This is a genomic window from Rhizobium sp. AG207R (genome assembly GCF_027109195.1).
Classification (GTDB): Bacteria; Pseudomonadota; Alphaproteobacteria; order Rhizobiales; family Rhizobiaceae; genus Rhizobium; species Rhizobium dioscoreae.
In genome coordinates, this window is the sequence record NZ_JAEPVT010000014.1 from 13,401 (window position 1) to 31,754 (window position 18,354).

The window sequence follows — 18,354 nt, forward strand, 5'->3', positions numbered from 1 at the left end:
GAGCGCGTAGAAAGCCGGCAAGCGCATTTCCGCTTGCTTTGCTTTGATTGCGTTCTCATATATTGCTATCAATGCAATCAAATATGGGAGCGTGAAGCAATGGCATCGATCACCATTCGCAATGTGCCAGACGAGGTGCATCGTGCGATCCGAGTGCGAGCTGCTATGCACGGTCGCAGCACTGAAGCCGAGATCCGCGATATTCTGGAAAAGGCAGCAAAACCAGAAGGCCGGCTGAAGCTGGGTTCGCTGTTGACATCCATTGCTCGTGAAGCGGGAGGGCTAACCGAAGCCGAAGCTGAGGGTTTCAACCAGCTTCGCGAGAAGACCCCGGTCGGGCCGATTAGCTTCGAATGATTGTTCTCGACACCAACGTCATTTCCGAGCTGTGGAAGATCACGCCCGATCCGAATGTGTTGTCGTGGATCGATGCGCAGATGATCGAAACACTCTACCTCTCGATCATCACCGTTGCCGAACTGCGCTTCGCCTTGGCTGCGATGCCTGAGGGCAAGCGGCGTACGATCTATCAAGACCGATTGGAAAGGGAGGTTTTACCGGCTTTTGCCAACCGGGTTCTGCCTTTTGACCTGGATGCCTCGCAAGCCTATGCCGATTTGATGGCGTTAGCGAGGAGGGCAGGCAAGTCCATTGGCACGGCAGACGGCTATATTGCCGCCACGGCTGCCTCACATGGCTTTATGGTAGCGACGCGCGATACTAGCCCTTTTGAGGCTGGCGGTTTAAGCGTCATCAACCCTTGGAACATGAAATGAAGGCGGTTAAGGCAGTCGCGTGATAAGTCTGCCGAACAATCCGAATATTCAAATGGCAACAGCTTGTTCACGCTGAGCATCGCCCGACGATCCGCGTGACCGCACCCGTTGATCTCCCTACTCTCGCGGTACCGAATGCATTCGATCCTTAATCGGGGAGCTAATCAGGAAATGTTCGTAATCTTCAAACGGGATGTGCGACTCCTCAGCCATCCCGGCAACAAATGCAATCTGGAGGCTGGATCGAGGAAGAGCCACCGGGCTATAAGTGCTTTTCCTGGAGGCAAGCAGGCATGACCGAAGCCGTACCCACCGTGCGTTTCACCGGTAGCGCACCGAAGATAAGCGACATTGCTTCGATAGCGCGCCGTAGTGCATGGATCGAGGTTTCGACTGGCGTTGAAAACAAAATCGCCGCTGCGCGCGCCGTCGTCGAACGCTATTTGGCGGCCGACCAGCCTGTTTATGGTTTGACGACGGCATTGGGCGCAGGTGTCGACACACGGCTCGCCACGGAGGACCTGATCGCCTTTCAGTTACGTGTACCGCAAGCCCGCGCCGTCGGGGTTGGGCCGGCGCTGCCACGCGAAACCGTCAGGGCGATGATGGCCGCTCGTATTGCTGGCATGGCGGCTGGCGGCTCCGGCGTATCGCTCCCGGTTTTCGCCGGTCTCGTCGCCGCGCTGAATGCAGGCTTTCATCCGGTGGTTCCCTCGCTTGGCTCGATCGGTGCAGCCGATCTTGCGCCTCTGGCGCATATGGCGCGGGCCTTGTTGGGCGACGGCGAGGCGGAGCTTGATGGCGCAATCATGCCGGCGCGGGATGCCCTCTCGAAAGTCGGTCTGAAACCTTTGCCGATCGCCCCGAAGGATGGCCACGTCCTCGTGGTCGCCAACAGCCTGTCGGTTGGCAAGGCCTGCCTCTGCATCGAGGATATCGTGCGCCTGTTCGATTGGTCGCTTGCAGCCGTCGCACTGAATTTCGAGGCATTCCGCGCCAATGTCTCGGCTTTCGATGACCGCGCGCTGGCGGCAAGACCAGCCTTCGGCCAACGCGAAACCGCGGCGAGACTTCGCGAGCTGCTTTCCGGGAGCTCTCTTTTTATCGACGGTGCGGCACGGCGCTTGCAGGATCCTTTAAGCTATCGCTGTGCCCCGCAGGTCTGGGGTGCCCTGCTCCACGCGATCGGCGAAGCGTGCGCCGCCACCGAGATCGAGCTTGCGAGTTCCGGCGACAATCCTGTCGTACTGGCCGAGGAAGGGCTTATCCTGTCACATGGCAATTTCGACATGACCGCCTTCGTTCTCGCATGGGAGCGCCTTGGCCAGGCCATCGCCCATTGTGCGGCGGCGACCGTCTATAGAACGATGAAAATCATGTCTCCGGGCGTGTCGGAGTTGCCGCGCTTCCTGACCCCGCTCGGTCAGAGCAGGACAGGATTTGCCACCGTGCAGAAAACGGTCTCGGCGCTTGAAGCCGAGATACGCCATCTGGCCAATCCGGTTTCGTTCACGCCGATCCCGGTCGCGGACGGCGTCGAGGATCAGGCGTCGATGGCGCCGAGTGTCCTGACGAAGATCGAGGCGATGATCGAGCGGATGCGTTATCTGGTTGCGATCGAGCTTGTCGCGTCCGCCCAGGCCGTTGATCTGCGCGGTGTGGCGGGCGAGCTCGGCGGCGGAACGCAGCGCGCCTATCGCAAGGTGCGCGAAATTGTCCCGCCGCTAGAGGAAGATCGTGCGCAGGGACCAGATTTTCAGAGGCTGTCGGAGTTCATTGAGAACGCCGACATGATGGAGATGGCTTCCTGATCGATATGGCGGCAAGGCGGTCCACGCCCGTTGCCTCGCTTTCTCGCAGGCCGTCTGGCGGCCTGCATCATCCGATAGACCGGCACGGCCGGTGACATGCCTGGAGAACGGTAATGCAGGAAATTTGGATCGACTATCTCAACGCCATCGACGCCAAGGCGCTGGCCCTTTCCAACGACGAAATACTCGACGCCGTGACCAAGGCGCTCGATGCTCAGGGGCGCGGCGAGACGGTCATCGAGCCTCGCGTTCATCTCGTGCCCGAGAGTTCCGATAAGGGTCATTTCAATGTGCTGCGCGGCTATGTGAAGCCGCTCGATTATGCCGGCGTCAAGGTCGTCGGCGATTTCGTCGACAACTACAAGCAGGGCCTGCCCTCGGAGCTGGCGGTTCTCAATCTCTTCGATCCGCGCACCGGCGTACCGAAGGCGATCATCGATGCGACTGCCATCACCGATATGCGCACTGGCGCGGTCACGGCTATCGGCGCGCGCCATCTCGCCCGCAAGAACAGCAGGATCCTCGGCCATATCGGCGCACGCGGCACTTCCTACTGGAACGTGCGGCTGCTCGATCACCTCTTCGACTTCGATGAGATCCGCGTGCATTCGCGCCGTCCGGAAAGCCGCGACGCCTTTGCCGCCCGGCTGGAAAAGGATCTCGGCAAGAAGATCATCGTGACGGACAATTGGGAGGATTGCCTGAAAGGCGCCGATATCATGATCGAGGCGAGCCGCCTGCCGGAGCCGACGCCTCTGTTCAAGACCGCCTGGGTCAAGAAAGGCGCCTTCGTCGTGCCTTACGGCACGATGAGCGCACTCGAATTCGACCTGACCGACATCATGGACAAGGTCGTCGTGGATGACTGGGGACAATGCGGACCCGGGCGTCCCTTCGGTGCCCTTCGTCGCCATGTCGATGAGGGTAAGGTGACGGCGGAGACGCTGCATGCCGAAATCGGCCAGATCGTTTGCGGCACGAAGCCGGGCCGCGAAAGCGATGACGAGACCATCCTCTTCTGGCATCGGGGCCTGAGCACCACTGACGTCGCGCTCGGCGCAGCCATGGTCGAAAAAGCAAAGCGCATGAATATCGGCCAGCGCCTTCGGTTTGCGTGACGCGTCATGACGATATCCCCTGCCGTGGCCATTGCCTGCTCACGAATGTACAATCTGAGCCCGAAAATATCCGGTCTCTGGGATGAGCTCTTTCATTGGCTTGCCGACCGGTCAGGCGTCGAGCTCGAAATCATTGCGCATGCGGCTCCGGCACCTCTGTCCGACCTATGGAGACGTCCGGACATGGGTGCCGTTTTCATGTGCGGCTTTCCGTTCTCCCGGCTATCGCCGGCGGAGCGTCCGGAGCCATTGGCCGCGCCGGTTTCCCTGGCGGACTGGGCAAACGGGCAGCCAGTCTATGCGAGCCATATCGTCGCCGCTCGTGATAGAGCGCTGACTGAAGCCGATCTCGCAACCGCACGCTGGGGCTGGACCGTGCGGGACTCTCAGTCCGGCTATAATGCGCCGAGGGAATTCTTTGCCACGCTTGCGAATAGGCCTGCAGCGGCGCAGATCGTCGGCCCACTTCTCAATCCACGCGGCGTAGTCGACGCCATTCGTTCAGATACCATAGATGTCGGCGCCATTGACGCCTATGCCTTTCAGCTGATGGCAATGCACGAGCCGGACATGATTGCGCCATTGCACATCGTCGGCACCACGAAGCCGGCTCCCTTCCCTTTGCTGGTGGCTGCAAGGCAGCAATCGCCGGATATCGTCGACGCGCTACGCACCGTTCTTCTCAAGGCCCACCAAGATCGGCAAGGGAGCGATATCCTCGCATCGCTCGGACTGCTGGCCTTTGCCGAGCCGGATGCTGCCGCTTATGACCAGCTTCCCGCAAGAGCGCGCGCCATCGATGCTGCTCTCGGAATATGGTGAAGTTCGGACGCGCCAATCAATAGCCGGCACATTATGCGCTGGCGACGTGTATCAATAATTTCTTTGCTGCGAGACCCAGACATTCCTCGAAGGCCGTCAGATCCAGAAAGAGCTGGTCAGCCGCGACCTGGCGCGTGACGATGATGCCGTCACGTGCCGCTATGCCGCCATCGAGCATCAGATTGTCGGTCATATCGAAATTTTCCAGCGCCATGCCGTCGGGGCCACGATGACGTCCGTCCTCACCGAGCTGCACTTCGCCGCCATAAAGCCTGCTCACACGCTCGAAGTGGTTATCGAGGCAGTTGGAAAAGGCAAACGCCGGGCAACCGCGGGCGCACATGAAGCCGAGTTCGAAGGCCGTGCCGATATCGGCGGCGACACCACGAAACGGCGTCAGGTTGGCGATGATGAGATCGGCGCTCATCATCAGTTTCTCGTTGATGGAACTGATGGCAAGGCCGCGCTGCCGGCGCGTCTCCGTCTCAGGCACGGCAAGGTCACCGGGAGAAACCGGCGTAAAACCATAGCTGCGCGCCAGCGCGATCTTGCGATCGAGGATTTCCCTAGCGTTCGGGAGGAAGACTTCCGGGCCTGCCAGATATGCTCTCAATGCCTCACCTCTTTAATGAAATCTTGCACCGCAGCAGTTGCGGAACCATATGAAGCCTATGGCTGATTCAAAGCTCAACCGCCATAGCTGGGCGCATAATTTACGAAATCGCGAAATAACGGCGATTGCCGTTCCCGGTCAACGACGAGACGCGTATAGTTCCCTTCGGACCGAATGGTGCTCTCTGTCCAGGATAGGTGACGGAATTTGTGGGGTATAGAAAATGCAATCTTCTCTTGAGGCCGTTGCCGCCTCGACACAGGACGACCAGGGCAATTGGCCGACGAAACAAAGCAAGATCCTCGATTGGCTTATGAATGATGTCCGCGACCAGCGTTTCATCGACAATATCCTCGTGGCACTCTGCGAGAAAATGCGGGCAATCGGAGTTCCAGTCGCGAGAGCGACGATGCACTTCCGAACGCTGCATCCGCAATGGCTAGGGGCGAGAATTCTTTGGCGCACCGGCATGAAGGAGGCCGATATCGCGACATTCAGCTATGGGGTCGAGAACACGCCGCAATTTCTGGCAAGCCCTATCAATGAGATTTTCAATGGCGCGACGGAAGTCCGGAAAAATCTCGAGGTCTGTGAAAAGTCGGAGCTGAAATATCCACTATATAAAGAAATGCAGGCGGAAGGACTGACCGACTATATCGCCTGGCCGATCTACCACACGCTCGGCAAGCGCCATATCGTGACCTTTGCCTCGGATGCTCCGGGCGGCTTTACCGAACAGCACATCACCTTCTTGAAGGACCTGTTGCCGGCCCTGACAATGGTGACCGAGATCCGGTTGAAGAACATCATGGCCCGCACGCTGCTGCGGACCTATGTCGGACCGCATGCCAGCGAGAAGATCCTGGCTGGCGCCACGACGCGCGGCAGCGGCACCACGGTCGGAGCCGCGATCCTCATCTGCGATCTGCGCGACTTCACCACCATCTCTGACATGTGGCCGCGTGACGATGTCATCGAATTGCTGAATGGTTATTTCGACGCGATGGTCGACCCGATCGAAAAGCATGGCGGCGAGATCCTCAAATTCATGGGCGACGGCCTGTTGGCCATTTTCCCGTTGAGCGATCCGAATGCCTGTCACAATCTGCTTCTTGCCATCAGCGAGGCACAGGCAAGCGTTGCCGCACTCAATGAGGAAAACCGAAAGCATGGCCGTGAAATTCTGCGCTACGGTGTCGGCGTGCATGTCGGTGACGTAATGTATGGCAATATCGGCTCACGCACTCGCCTTGATTTCACGGTCATCGGTCCGGCCGTCAATATCGCTTCACGGTTGGAGTCCTTGACGAAGGAGGTCAAGCGGCCGGTACTTCTGTCCAAGGCCTTCGTCGACATGGCCGGCTGCAGGCGGGATATGGAAAGCCTCGGCTCCTTCCCTCTCAAGGGGCTTGGAGAACCGGTCGATGTGTTCGCCTTTGCCGCCAAGGAAGTCTTGCTTCAACACGGTTGACGGGTAGGCAGGGCGAGCTTTGCCCTGCAAATCCTCGATTTTGTACGGCGCGATTCAGTCGGTTGCAAAACGTGAAATGCCCAAAGGGTGCCGTGGCGGAAGGACTTCCCTATATTGTGAAGTGGATCATGACGATAGCCGCCTTAATTTGGGGATCGTTCTGCGCGTACGAACGTTAAATGAGGGTTGATTCTATCGGCTCTACCACGAGGGTGTTTGCCACCCATAATACTCTGACAAGGAGAAAACAGATGAGAAAAATCCTGACCCTGGCGTTTTCAGCGGCGGCGTTGATCGTTGCGGGCACCGCTGCGGCGCGCGCAGCCGACATGCCGGCGACCTATAGCGAGGAGCCGGATGACCGCAATGGCGTGAAAATCGGCTATCTCGAATGCGATATCGGCGGCGGCGTCGGCTACGTCCTCGGCTCTGCCAAGGAAATGGATTGCACCTTCCATTCGACAGTCGGGCATTCGCGTCGTGTCGATCACTATACCGGCGCGATCCGCAAGATGGGCGTCGATCTCGGCTTTACGACCCGCAGCCGGCTCGTTTGGCTCGTCTTCGCGCCGACAGCCGGCTACCATCGTGGTTCTCTGAGCGGCCTTTACCAGGGCGCTACCGTTGAAGCCACTGTCGGTGCCGGCGTGGGCACGAACATCCTTGTCGGTGGCACCGCCGGCTCCATCCACCTTCAGACCGTGAGCGTTACGGGTCAGCTCGGCTTGAACGTTGCGGCTACCGGTACCTCGGTCACGCTGACGTCGGTCGATTGAGTGTTTTGCTTAAAGTCTTGACCATTGAATATGGCCGCTCCTGCCTGGCGCTGGAGCGGCCTTTTCTGTCGGGGCGGTGACAGCGAGCTTCGCAGACCGGCGCCTTCCGCGCAAAATCGGTCTATCCATGTACCCTCGCGGCGCTATAGCTATGTAAACCCTAGAGATTCTTCGGAGCCAAATTCATGACCGATACCGTCACCGATCGTTTTCTTCGTTATGTCGTCGTCGACACGCAATCGGACCCGTCTTCGGTCACGCAGCCTTCCACTGCGAAGCAGAAGAATCTCGGGCGCATCCTGGTTGAGGATTTGCTGGCGATCGGGCTTGCCGATGCACATCTAGACGAGCACGGCTATGTCTATGCGACCATTCCATCGAATATCGACAAGCCGGTTCCCGTCATCTGCTTTTGTTCCCACATGGACACAGCGCCCGATTTTACCGGCACGAATGTCAAGCCGCAGATCGTGCGCGACTATTCCGGCGGTGATATCCGCCTCACGGGCGACCCGCAGCAGGTCATTCGCCTTGAAGAACACCCTGCCCTGCGCGATCAGATCGGCAACGACATCATCACCTCGGACGGTACGACGCTGCTTGGCGCGGATGACAAGGCCGGTCTTGCCGAAATCGTCGCAGCCGCCAAATATCTCGTCGACAATCCTGATATCCGTCACGGCACCATCAAGCTTCTGTTCACGACGGACGAAGAGATCGGGCGTGGTGTCGACAAGGTGGATTTGAAGAAGCTGGGAGCGCAATTCGCCTATACGGTTGATGGTGAAACGGCGGGGCATATAGAAGACGAGACTTTCTCGGCCGACAGTGTCGAGGTTATCATCCATGGCGTCGCCATCCATCCAGGCTTCGCCAAAGGAAAAATGGAAAATGCCATCAGGATTGCCGGCGCGATCATCGACAGGCTGCCGAAGAACATAGCTCCAGAGACGACGGACGGCCGCGACGGCTTTATCCACCCTACCGGCATCAGCGGCTCGATGGAGAAGGCTTCACTCGGCTTCATCATCCGCGATTTCGACGAGCAAGGCCTTGTCGACAAGGAGACTATGCTGGAGGCGATCGTCAAGGATGTCATGAAAGCCTATCCCGGCTCCTCGCACACCTTCACCGTTCGGCATCAGTATCGCAACATGAAGACGATTCTCGATCGTCATCCGGAAATCGTCGAAAATGCTGTCGAGGCCATCCGCCGTGCCGGCATGACGCCAGTGCGCGGCAGCATTCGCGGCGGTACCGACGGTTCCAGGCTCTCCTTCATGGGGCTGCCCTGCGCCAATATCTTTGCCGGCGGGCATGCCTTTCATTCGCCGCTGGAATGGGTAAGCCGGCAGGATATGGAAAGAGCCGTGAAGACGCTCGTAGAGTTGGCCAAGGTATGGGCGGAGCGCTCCTGAAAGCTTTCGAGAAAAAACCTCGTTCATCCTATAAAAGCCTAGTAACCCTGTCGCGAAATAGGTCACTTTGGCCTGTTCGGAACCAATCTCCTTGTCATTATGCAAGCCATCCGTGAATTTTTATATTGAAGCATTACTAAATTAGATTATTCTGTAGTGTAGTCTTGGGAGGAAAGGAGAATAAACAGGCCCCTTCATTCCAACTCTACGGTGCGCGCGCTCCGGCAATCAGAAACAGGCTGACAAAAGCCTAAACTGAAACGGAGTTTAGTCATGAGAATACAATCTTCACGGATGGCAATCGCTGCATCCGCTCTTCTTCTATTGACCTCGACAAGTTATGCAGAGCCCGGCGGCGGGACGGATCACGGCGGCAGCCGATCCGGAAGCACTGGATTGGGTGTTGGCGTATCGGTCGGCGGCATCAACGCTGGTTTGGGCGCAGGGCTTGGCTCCAATGGGCTTAATGCCGGCGTCGGTGCATCGGTCGGCGGCACGAACGGCGTCAACGCCGGTGCGGGTGCTTCCGTATCCGGAACGAGCGGTGTCAACGCGGGCGTCGGCGCGTCCGTTGGCGGTTCCAACGGAGTGAATGCCGGCGTGGGCGCATCGGCCAATAGCAACGGCGTCAACGCTGGTCTCGGCGCTTCGGTTGGAGGCTCAAGTGGTGTCAATGCTGGCGCTGGTGTCTCCGTCGGCGGATCCGGAGTGGGCGTCGGCGTGGGTGTTGGTATCGGTGGGAGCGATTCAGGCGGCAGCGGCGGTGGAACCGGCAGCGGGACTGGCTCGACTGGGGGTACCGGATCCAGTGGAATGGGTATGGCAACCGGAGGCACAGGCGGCACGAGCGGCTTCGGGCTGGGCTCGGGCAATTCCGGCAGGGGATCGAGCACGCGCACACTTGCCGCTTTCCGTACCATGTCGAGCGCTGAGCAGAAACGTATGCTGATTGCCTGTCGTCAGGTGACGGCATCCGGCAATTTCGATGCTGGTCTTGTCAGCCTTTGCCGGCTGCTGCGCAGTACGGCGAGCGCCGGCGGCCTATAGGCGGCTTTTCGTCGGGTGTCTCAACACCCCTTCGCTCGAGAATAAAAGTCTGCGCCCGTTGTCTTGATATCGGCAATGGGCGCGGACATGCGTCCCAATTACCAATCTACGCGGGCCACATTGTCGATCATCTGCCGGCTGCGGCGCAACATCATGCCAGGGGCATCCACCGCTCTGTTCAAAAGGTTGCGCGCGCCGGCAAGCGGATGAAATCCGACCCTTTCCTCCAGCACGGGAGGCGGATCGTCGTTTGCAAGCGGTGGAGTTGCCTCAGCATATTCCGGGTGACCTGTTATCAGCGGATCCTGTGTTTCGCATTGCGGCAGGCAGCGGTCGAAATGTTCCACGTCACCGGATGACGCGATCCTGGTCTTTGCAGCATCGGAATGCGACGCAATGCGCTTTACCGGCAAATTGGTCTTGGTCATGGCAGCAAGCGGCGAAGGTTGCGGAATTGGCACTGCCATCTGCGGCTTTGCCGGGCTCGCATCAATCGCTAACTGTAAATGGTTCACGGCAAGCTGCGGTGCGGGTGCTGGGCGATTGATAACGATGCGGCCGCTGTCGTCGATGAACTGTATGGTGCGGTCGACGGGGCCGGTTTGAACAATGACATAAAGAGCACCGACAACGGTGCCGCAAACAGCAAGCCCGGAACCCAGCCTTCGGGTTGTCTCGCTTTGACCATTCCACCATCTCATAGGCTGCGTATCCATCGACCGCTCCTTTTGACAAAATCCCGGATAGCCATCTTCATGTGAACTGTGGCGCGGCTTTTACCGAAACATGGCCAATTGCAGACCTTTTGCAAAGAAATGTTGACGAACGCACTTTGCGTATCCGGACGGTATGGATGAGCCGCATTCAAGGGCCGCCATTCAGCCTGCCGTAAATCCGGTGACTTTTGCTGCGGCTCGTATGCATCAATGCCGGCATGATTTCTTCGACACGCTGGAGATCAGGCTAACATTCCGCTTCATAAGACCATCGGAAGACCTGTGATGAAAAATAGGCCCGGGCTCGATGGTCGGTCGGAGTTCGCGGATGGCGAGTATAAGTCAAACGGCTGCGAACATACGGCAAGAATTGATGTTTCTGCTGCAGCTATGTGATCGAAATGGCGAATCATTCAGGGCGGATGGCTCCTCAAAGTCGCTGATTCGGTTAAATTGAATCTCATATTCTCGCCGCACTTATCCTGGCTGCAGGTGGATTGCATCGAATATTATTAACCATGTTTTTTAAAACTATTAATTATCTATGGGTATTCGCTGAGTAAAATCAAACTATACTTTAGGGGTATTCTTTCGATGCTGTCGCGTCCGTCCAAGCGCATTCCCGCCTGATTGCCAGCGAAGCATATATGTGCTTATTTTATTATATTCTGATATTTTCTGAAGCATATGCGAGGGGGAATGTGAATGCTGAGAATGCTCTGCGGTGCCGTCCTGACTGGTATCGCAATGACCATGGCAGCATCGCCGGCGATGGCTGCCACTGCAACCGCCAATATGACGGTCACCATCACCATCCAGGCGCAGTGCCTCGTACAGAGCGCCAATAATCTCAACTTTGGCACCATCGGTGTCATCACCAGCAATATCGATCAGGCAACCACCATCGGTGTGCAATGCACATCCGGGCAGACCTACAATGTCGGCCTGAGTGCCGGCGCTGGTGCGGGAGCGACAACAGCTGTCCGTGTCATGACAGGCCCGGCAAGTGCGACGATCAATTATGCGATCTACAGCGATGCCAACCGAACGCAGACTTGGGGCACCACAATAGGCACCGATACCGTCTCAGGCACAGGCAATGGCGCAGTCCAGAATATAAATGTCTATGGCCGGGTACCCCCGCAGACCACCCCAGCCGCGGGCGTCTACACCGATACCGTGGCGGTTACCGTCACCTACTGAAAACTCACAGATTCAGGAGGCCGTCATGCAACGCATGTTGCCATGCATTGCCGCGACTATGCTTTTGCTGCTCGGTGCTTACGGCTTGAACGCGGCATCTCTGCGAGTGGCTCCCACAAGTCTTGAGCTCACGGCGCCGGCCGCTGCCACGGTCTTGAACCTCGCCAATGACGGAGATCATCCGATCAACGTCCAGATACGTGTCTTCAAGTGGAGCCAGGCGGGCGGCATAGAAACCCTGGAGCCGACCCGGGATGTCGTTGCCAGCCCGCCCGCGGCGAGACTGAATCCCAATGTTCAGTATGTAGTCAGAGTGGTTCGTACGAGCAAGGCGCCTGTCAGGGCCGAAGAGACTTATCGTGTTATCGTCGATGAGCTGCCAGACCCTGCCCGCGCGCGCGCCGGCACGGTCACCCTCATCATGCGCCAGTCCATTCCAGCCTTCTTCAAACGGCCGGACGTAAAACCCGCCGATATCGTCTGGAGCCTCAAACGACAGGGCAACAACCTTTCTCTGACCGGCAGGAACAATGGCGGTAGCCGCTTCCGTCTGTCGAACGTAACCCTGGCGCAGGGCACAACGAAGATCGGCAGCCGCAACGGGCTGGTTGGATACGTACTTGCTGGCGCGACGATGCAATGGCCGATGGGAACAGCAAAATCCCTCACCGGCAGCGTCGTAACACTCCATGGCCAGAGCGATCTTGGGCCGTTCGATGCTGAAGTCGCCGTTAATCAACGGTAGTGCCGGCACCGTTCTCATATGCATGCTTTTCTCAGTTTCGGCGCTGCGTGCTCAGGAAGTGCCGGATCTGCCGGCAAACGCAGCCATGGCGGGCCAACCGGCGGCCACACTGGACGTCTACCTCGAAGTATTCATCAACAATGCATCGATGAAGATGATTGGCAATTTCAAACAGCGTCCGAACGGTTCCCTCGCGGCAACCGCGGAAGAGCTGCGCGAAGTCGGCATTAAGCCGCCAGCCGGCGCGGCCGACGACAAGCTGGTCGAGCTCAACACCTTGCCCGGCTTGTCCTATCAGGTCGACGATGAAACGCAGCGCCTTTATGTCCAGACGACGGATAAGGGGCGCGCACCCCGCGTCATCAATGTCAGACAGCAGCAGGAAAACGCGATCCCGGCACCCCAGGCCGGCTACGGCGCCGTCTTGAACTATTCCCTCTACGCAAGTTCCAACGGTCTCTTCCAAGGCAGTTCAAATCTGTTCCAGGGAATATCCGGATCCTTCGATGTCCGGCTCTTCAGCCCGTACGGCACGCTAAGCCAGTCCTTCCTCGCCGGATATTCAGAAGGCAGCCTCGACGGTATAACTCGCCTCAACACGACCTGGAGCTACTCCGATCCAAAGAATCTCGTTACCTATCGTGCTGGCGACCTGACGACCGGTGGCCTGTCATGGACACGGCCAGTTTATTTTGGCGGCATTCAGTTTCAGCGCAATTTTGCGCTGCGCTCCGACCTGGTGACCGAACCGCTGCCTTCCTTTACCGGGACGGCCGCCGTCCCTTCGACACTCGATATCTATACGCAGAACGTTCGCACCTATTCGAGCGATGTCCCTGCCGGACCATTCGAGGTGACCAACCTGCCGGTCTTTTCCGGAGGCGGGCAAGCGACCGTCGTTTTGCGTGACAGCCTCGGGCGGGAAACGACGCAGACCTTGCCCTTCTATTCCTCCAACTGGCTTCTGCGCCGAGGCCTGTTGGATTTTTCCGCCGAGCTCGGCACTCCGCGTCTAAATTTCGGAACGGATTCCAATGATTATGACGGCCGTATCATGGGCGCCGCCACCGCAAGGTACGGCCTGACCGATTGGTTGACACTGGAAGGCCACTTCGAGGGCGGTGCCGATCTTCTGAATGGCGGTGCGGGAGCCGCCTTTCCGGTGAGCTCGTTCGGTGTAGCGTCAATAGCGGGCGCGGCAAGCAAAAGCGGGTCGCGTTCCGGCGCGCTGATGAATGCCGCATTCGAGCTCAGTTACGACAGATGGGCTCTTTATGCCCGCGTGCAGCGGACCTTTGGCGATTATGACGACATAGCCTCGGTCTCCGCGCGGCCGACAACCAGCACTGCCGGAGATGTTAGCATTCTCAGCGCTGGTGTACCGCGAGCCATCGATCAGGTCACGCTGAGCGTGCCAACGCCACTCGATCTTTCCAGCCTCAACCTCTCCTACACCAACCTCGAAAGCGCCGATGGCAGCAGGAGCAAGATCGCCGGTCTTTCCTACAGTCAGACCTTCAAGCGTGCGACAGTCTATGCGAGCGCCTTCACCGATCTCGACGACCGAAGCAATTTCGGATTCTTTGCCGGCCTCTCCATCCCCTTCGGCGGCAACGTCACGGCCAATACGGGCGTACAAGGCGGGCCTAACGGCCTCGGCGTCGTGGCCGACGTTTCCAAGTCGATGCAGCAGGAGGACAACAGCTTCGGCTGGCGCCTACGCACCTCCGAAGGCGAAGACACGTATCGCGAGGCGGCAATCGGCTATCGGGCTCCCTTCGCGCAGGTCGAGGCAGGTCTTCAACAGCAGGATCATCGGACCAACGCCACGGCTCGCGTCGATGGTGCCATCGCTGTTGCAGGCGGTGGCGTCTTTGCCACCAATAGGATTGACGATGCCTTTGCCGTCGTCGACGTCGGCGCTCCCGATGTTGAAGTTCAGCAGCAGAACCGGCCTGCCGGCAAGACCAATTCGAGCGGCCGCATCCTGGTGCCCAATCTCAATTCCTATGAACCGAATACCCTATCCATCGATCCCAAGAACCTACCCGTCGACGCCGACGTGCCGGCAACGAAGAAAATCGTCGTGCCGGCGGATCGCAGCGGCGTTGTCGTCAAGTTCGGTGTATCCGAAGCACCGCAAGCCGCTCTGATTACGATCAAGGACAAGAACGGGGTGCCGCTGCGTGCCGGGCTCGGCGGCACCTTACAAGGATCAAGCGAGGATTTCGTCATCGGCTATGACGGACAGGCCTACATTCGCGGACTGCACGCAAGGAACGCGATCGACATATCACTTGAAGACGGAACGAAGTGCCATGCCGAATTCGCCTACAAGCCGCAGCGAGGCGAACAGGTCGTCATCGATGACGTCAGGTGCCTTTAAAAGGGAGTTGAAAAGATGCTGCGTTCGCTCACTTTTTTGCTCACACTGCTGTTTCCTTCGCTATGCGCTGCACAAAGCTGCAACTTCTCGGCTACCAATATGAACTTTGGCGCGGTCGATACCTTATCGGGCACCCCGGTCAATTCGACATCTACGATAAGTGTATCTTGTTCCGGCGGGCTCCTGGACCTGGGCAAGCGGCTTCTGATTTGCCCCGACATCGGCGCCGGCAGTGGAGGAGCATCGTCGGCCGCGGCGCGCCAGATGTTGAACGGCAGCAGTTCTTTGAACTATCAGCTCTATTCCGACAACGGCCGAAGCGTGGTGTGGGGATCGAGTAGCTGGTCCTATCCATCACGCGCACCAGTCTATGCGCTGACAATGGCCCTGCTGAATGGCTCGTTGATCGGCGCAACCGGCAGCATGACGGTCTATGGAGCTGCGCTCGGCTCTCCGTCGACGGCAGTACCGGGGTCGTTTACGTCCAGCTTCACATCGACCTACACCTCCTTCTATTACAGCTACAGTAGTGCGACTACCTGTTCAGCTCCCTCTGGAACGATTGGAACCGCGTCGTTCAGCGTCAATGCAACCGTCGCCGCCAATTGCCTCGTCACTGTCCAGAACATCGATTTCGGGACACAGGGCGTATTGAGCACGAATGTCGATGCCACGGGTTCCGTCACGGCAACCTGTACGCCGGGCACAACCTATACGATCTCCTTGGGCGGTGGTGGCGCGAATGCTCCGCCGACGGCGAGAAAAATGGCGAAAGGATCGGAGACGGTGACCTACGGCCTCTACAAGGATACCAACCGGTCGCAGCCCTGGGGCGATGCCAATACGCCGGGCAGCACCGTCGCCGGAACGGGAACCGGCAGTGCTCAACTGCTGACGGTCTACGGCCGAGTGCCACCGCAGACCACGCCATCCTCAGGCACTTACACCGATACGGTCGTGGTGACGCTTACCTACTGACCACGAGCTTCCAACGAGCAGGTTCGGATGATCTCGGTCATAGCGAAGCGTGTCAGGCCGCGCTTGCGCCGCTCTGGCCGCGTCTCGAGGCGGAGATTGCCGTCTGTCCAGTCGTCTTCTCGGATGAGCAGACCAAATTGCGCCCGTTGCGCTTGGCTTGATAGAGCCGGTTGTCCGCAACGACGACCAGCTTTTCCCAATTTTCGAACATGCATTGCGCCTGCCAATCGACGCCGAAGCTCGCAGTCACCTTCAAGCCATGCTCATCGCTGACGACGGCTTGCGCTAATGTTTCCCGCAATCGCTCGGCCGTTGAACGCGCCGAGGCCTCGGTGACGTCACCCATTACGACGATGAATTCCTCACCGCCGTAGCGGGCGAATAGATCGGCGGCGCGCAGGCACGGGCCTAGAATCTGCGCCGTTCTTTGCAGCACCATGTCGCCGACGGCGTGACCGTACCGATCATTGATCGATTTGAAATGGTCGATATCGAACATGATGATTGCAAAGCCTCGGGAGCCCGCTGTCGGGGTCGCGAGCAATTCCTCCACCGCATCCTCCAATGCGCGCCGATTGAGAAGGCCAGTGAGTGCATCCGTCTGGGAGAGACGCCTCAACTCCTCCGTCATCGATTTGCGCTCCATTTCCAGGTGCCGCTTGAAGCGTTGCTGCTCACGCAAAAGGTCAAGACGCAGGAACAGCTCCCGCATTTCACGTCCGGCGTGAGGTATCGGTGGTGGCGTCGTAAGGTTGCCGACGGCAATCTCGTCGATCTGTCGCATGACGGCCAGCATCGGCCGAAAGAGCGAACGCCTGAGCACGTAGGCCAACCCAATCACAACCGATACCGCCATGACGGCAAGCAGCGCGGAGATCAGCATGGCTCTCAGGGATTTCTGCCGTACTTCTCCAAGAGAATTCAATGCCGCGGTTTCGATGAGTTCACGCAGGTTCTCGGTCGATTTCATTCCAGGCACGTATTTCGCTGTGAACTCTCCGGGTGTGAGCGCATCGCTCGCATTCGGATCAAAGGCGACGCGCTGAGCGTAAGGCAGCGCTCCGGCAAAGTAACTGACCGTCACCTGATCCAACAGCCTTGCCAAAGCCTGCGATTGCAATGTAACGGGCGCATAGGTTTTCAGCAGCGCATTCACTTCAAAAAGCCGGTTTAACTCGTTGTCGAACGCAGCTCTATAGTGGGAACGGGCTTGCCCCTGCGAGGCCAGCATTATGACGACATAGGAGCCCAGCCTTCCGGCACGCTCTCTGAGCGTTCCGGCCATCGAGGTCAGCATGACTTCGGCGCCTGTCTCAGGCGCCAGTGCGATGACCGATCGGCCGGCGACATCCCGGTAATCCTGGGCGCGATCCGCTGCACGGAACATCGCCTGTATGGCGTCTGCGATCTTTACGCCGCTGCGCTCGCCGCGTGGCAAGGCGGCCACTGCATCGACCGCCTGGCGGCCGCTCTCCAGCTGAGCCTTAAGCGCCATGAATGCGCTGCGCATTTCAGCGGACTGGTCTATTTCCGTTTTAAAGAGCGCTTCAAGCTTGGCGATATCCCTATCGGTTGCTTCGCGGCTTGCTTTCAGATCGGCGGCAAATTGCGCTTGTTCACGCTCCGAAGCGCCCATGAGACTGTTTGCAGGACCGCGCTCTCTCGATATCGTCGCGGCCGCATGCAGTGCAGTATGAAAACGACCGAATTCGATCACGCCGCGTTTGTAGTTGAGGTAATCCGACAGGCTGAAGGCAATCGTCGAGCCGGCCATCATCAGGCAAACCATGATAACAGCTATTGCGCCGATCCATTGTAGCTGTTGAATTTTAAGCCGCGACAATAAATGCTCTCCAAAATCACCGTCTATTGCGGATTACATCAGATTTGATGGAATCTTCACTTAACGAACAGGCTTAAATCTTTCTCATGTTCTTTAAGTCCGCATATCCGAACAGTCGGCCTGATATGACAGTCTTCCGCGCGCGGGATGACAGTTTTGTCGATCTTGAGCCGCAATTATATTGCGGCTGGTTGCCGGCGTCGTGCTCCGCGCATGCGATAGGAAAGAATAGTGCCGAAAATGCGTTCGCGGCGCGTATCGCAACTGCTTGATAGCGGACCTGCTTCATCAAGCGGTTCTTGCCGGGCAAGTCTAGTTTTGCAGAAAAATCGAAGGCATCAGGTTGGCCCGAGCCGAATAATGTGGCTGGCCGACGACATGGGATATCACCAGCGCATAGACCAGGATAGAGCCGACTACGATGACGATGCCGCTAATGGGAAGCCCAATTTTTGAGTTGGGAGCCGTCGACGTATCCGGCGGATTCGCGCGGCCGGCCTTTCGGGTGGTTTGATTCGCCATTGCAAGGGGAAGCTGCAGCTCCCTTTCCATGCGAGCCTGCGCATCAAGGTGCTTGCCGTATCTCGCTGCGGGCCGAAACTGGATGACTTCGCCCATTTCTCACGCGGTC

The 18,354-nt window shown here is 58.3% G+C and carries 17 protein-coding genes; 13 read left to right on the forward strand and 4 right to left on the reverse strand.

The window, feature by feature from the left end:
* The first annotated feature begins 99 nt into the window (after positions 1 to 99).
* From JJQ51_RS28175 to JJQ51_RS28195, 5 genes are all read left to right on the forward strand, one after another.
* Positions 100 to 357 (forward strand): FitA-like ribbon-helix-helix domain-containing protein, encoded by a 258-nt coding sequence (locus JJQ51_RS28175; RefSeq protein WP_113351186.1) that lies wholly within the window; start codon positions 100 to 102, stop codon positions 355 to 357.
* On the forward strand, positions 354 to 776 hold the full coding sequence (locus JJQ51_RS28180; protein WP_269245562.1) for a type II toxin-antitoxin system VapC family toxin: 423 nt from the start codon (positions 354 to 356) through the stop codon (positions 774 to 776). The genes JJQ51_RS28175 and JJQ51_RS28180 overlap by 4 nt, the downstream gene beginning before the upstream one ends.
* A gap of 293 nt (positions 777 to 1,069) precedes the next feature.
* Positions 1,070 to 2,587 (forward strand): HAL/PAL/TAL family ammonia-lyase, encoded by a 1,518-nt coding sequence (locus JJQ51_RS28185; RefSeq protein ID WP_113351184.1) that lies wholly within the window; start codon positions 1,070 to 1,072, stop codon positions 2,585 to 2,587.
* A gap of 113 nt (positions 2,588 to 2,700) precedes the next feature.
* Positions 2,701 to 3,705 (forward strand): ornithine cyclodeaminase family protein, encoded by a 1,005-nt coding sequence (locus JJQ51_RS28190; RefSeq protein WP_113351183.1) that lies wholly within the window; start codon positions 2,701 to 2,703, stop codon positions 3,703 to 3,705.
* A 6-nt stretch (positions 3,706 to 3,711) separates the two neighbouring features.
* On the forward strand, positions 3,712 to 4,527 hold the full coding sequence (locus JJQ51_RS28195) for a phosphate/phosphite/phosphonate ABC transporter substrate-binding protein (RefSeq protein ID WP_233788770.1): 816 nt from the start codon (positions 3,712 to 3,714) through the stop codon (positions 4,525 to 4,527).
* A 31-nt stretch (positions 4,528 to 4,558) separates the two neighbouring features.
* On the opposite strand, the gene JJQ51_RS28200 is transcribed toward JJQ51_RS28195, so the two are convergent.
* Entirely contained in the window at positions 4,559 to 5,140 is a 582-nt protein-coding gene (locus JJQ51_RS28200) for a nucleoside 2-deoxyribosyltransferase (protein ID WP_113332636.1), read from the reverse strand.
* 223 nt (positions 5,141 to 5,363) lie between these two features.
* On the opposite strand from JJQ51_RS28200, the gene JJQ51_RS28205 reads away from it, so the two are divergent.
* From JJQ51_RS28205 to JJQ51_RS28220, 4 genes are all read left to right on the forward strand, one after another.
* A complete protein-coding gene (locus JJQ51_RS28205) occupies positions 5,364 to 6,611 on the forward strand; it encodes an adenylate/guanylate cyclase domain-containing protein (protein WP_269245563.1) in 1,248 nt (415 codons plus the stop codon).
* A gap of 251 nt (positions 6,612 to 6,862) precedes the next feature.
* Positions 6,863 to 7,387: a DUF992 domain-containing protein gene (locus JJQ51_RS28210; protein ID WP_113332638.1), complete on the forward strand. Its 525-nt coding sequence runs from the start codon at positions 6,863 to 6,865 to the stop codon at positions 7,385 to 7,387.
* Positions 7,388 to 7,572: 185 nt separating this feature from the next.
* Positions 7,573 to 8,805, forward strand: coding sequence for a peptidase T (pepT, locus tag JJQ51_RS28215; RefSeq protein ID WP_113351180.1), 1,233 nt, complete (start codon positions 7,573 to 7,575; stop codon positions 8,803 to 8,805).
* A 273-nt stretch (positions 8,806 to 9,078) separates the two neighbouring features.
* On the forward strand, positions 9,079 to 9,852 hold the full coding sequence (locus tag JJQ51_RS28220; protein WP_113351179.1) for a hypothetical protein: 774 nt from the start codon (positions 9,079 to 9,081) through the stop codon (positions 9,850 to 9,852).
* Between the two features lie 98 nt (positions 9,853 to 9,950).
* Here JJQ51_RS28220 and JJQ51_RS28225 read toward each other — a convergent pair whose 3' ends face one another.
* The gene (locus tag JJQ51_RS28225) at positions 9,951 to 10,568 is read right to left on the reverse strand and encodes a hypothetical protein (RefSeq protein WP_113332641.1); all 618 of its coding nucleotides are present in this window, start codon (positions 10,566 to 10,568) and stop codon (positions 9,951 to 9,953) included.
* Between the two features lie 705 nt (positions 10,569 to 11,273).
* On the opposite strand from JJQ51_RS28225, the gene JJQ51_RS28230 reads away from it, so the two are divergent.
* Genes JJQ51_RS28230 through JJQ51_RS28245 form a run of 4 tightly spaced genes read left to right on the forward strand, consistent with a single transcriptional unit; the run spans position 11,274 to position 15,880 of the window.
* Complete coding sequence (locus tag JJQ51_RS28230) at positions 11,274 to 11,771, forward strand: Csu type fimbrial protein (protein ID WP_113351178.1); 498 nt, start codon at positions 11,274 to 11,276, stop codon at positions 11,769 to 11,771.
* Between the two features lie 25 nt (positions 11,772 to 11,796).
* A complete protein-coding gene (locus JJQ51_RS28235; protein ID WP_113351177.1) occupies positions 11,797 to 12,516 on the forward strand; it encodes a fimbrial biogenesis chaperone in 720 nt (239 codons plus the stop codon).
* 22 nt (positions 12,517 to 12,538) lie between these two features.
* The gene (locus JJQ51_RS28240) at positions 12,539 to 14,902 is read left to right on the forward strand and encodes a fimbria/pilus outer membrane usher protein (protein ID WP_113351205.1); all 2,364 of its coding nucleotides are present in this window, start codon (positions 12,539 to 12,541) and stop codon (positions 14,900 to 14,902) included.
* A 15-nt stretch (positions 14,903 to 14,917) separates the two neighbouring features.
* Positions 14,918 to 15,880, forward strand: a complete 963-nt coding sequence (locus JJQ51_RS28245) for a Csu type fimbrial protein (protein WP_113351176.1) — start codon at positions 14,918 to 14,920, stop codon at positions 15,878 to 15,880.
* A 52-nt stretch (positions 15,881 to 15,932) separates the two neighbouring features.
* On the opposite strand, the gene JJQ51_RS28250 is transcribed toward JJQ51_RS28245, so the two are convergent.
* Both JJQ51_RS28250 and JJQ51_RS28255 read right to left on the reverse strand, forming a co-directional pair.
* Positions 15,933 to 17,723, reverse strand: a complete 1,791-nt coding sequence (locus JJQ51_RS28250; protein WP_152096576.1) for a GGDEF domain-containing protein — start codon at positions 17,721 to 17,723, stop codon at positions 15,933 to 15,935.
* 312 nt (positions 17,724 to 18,035) lie between these two features.
* A complete protein-coding gene (locus JJQ51_RS28255) occupies positions 18,036 to 18,341 on the reverse strand; it encodes a hypothetical protein (protein WP_113351174.1) in 306 nt (101 codons plus the stop codon).
* Positions 18,342 to 18,354 lie beyond the last annotated feature (13 nt).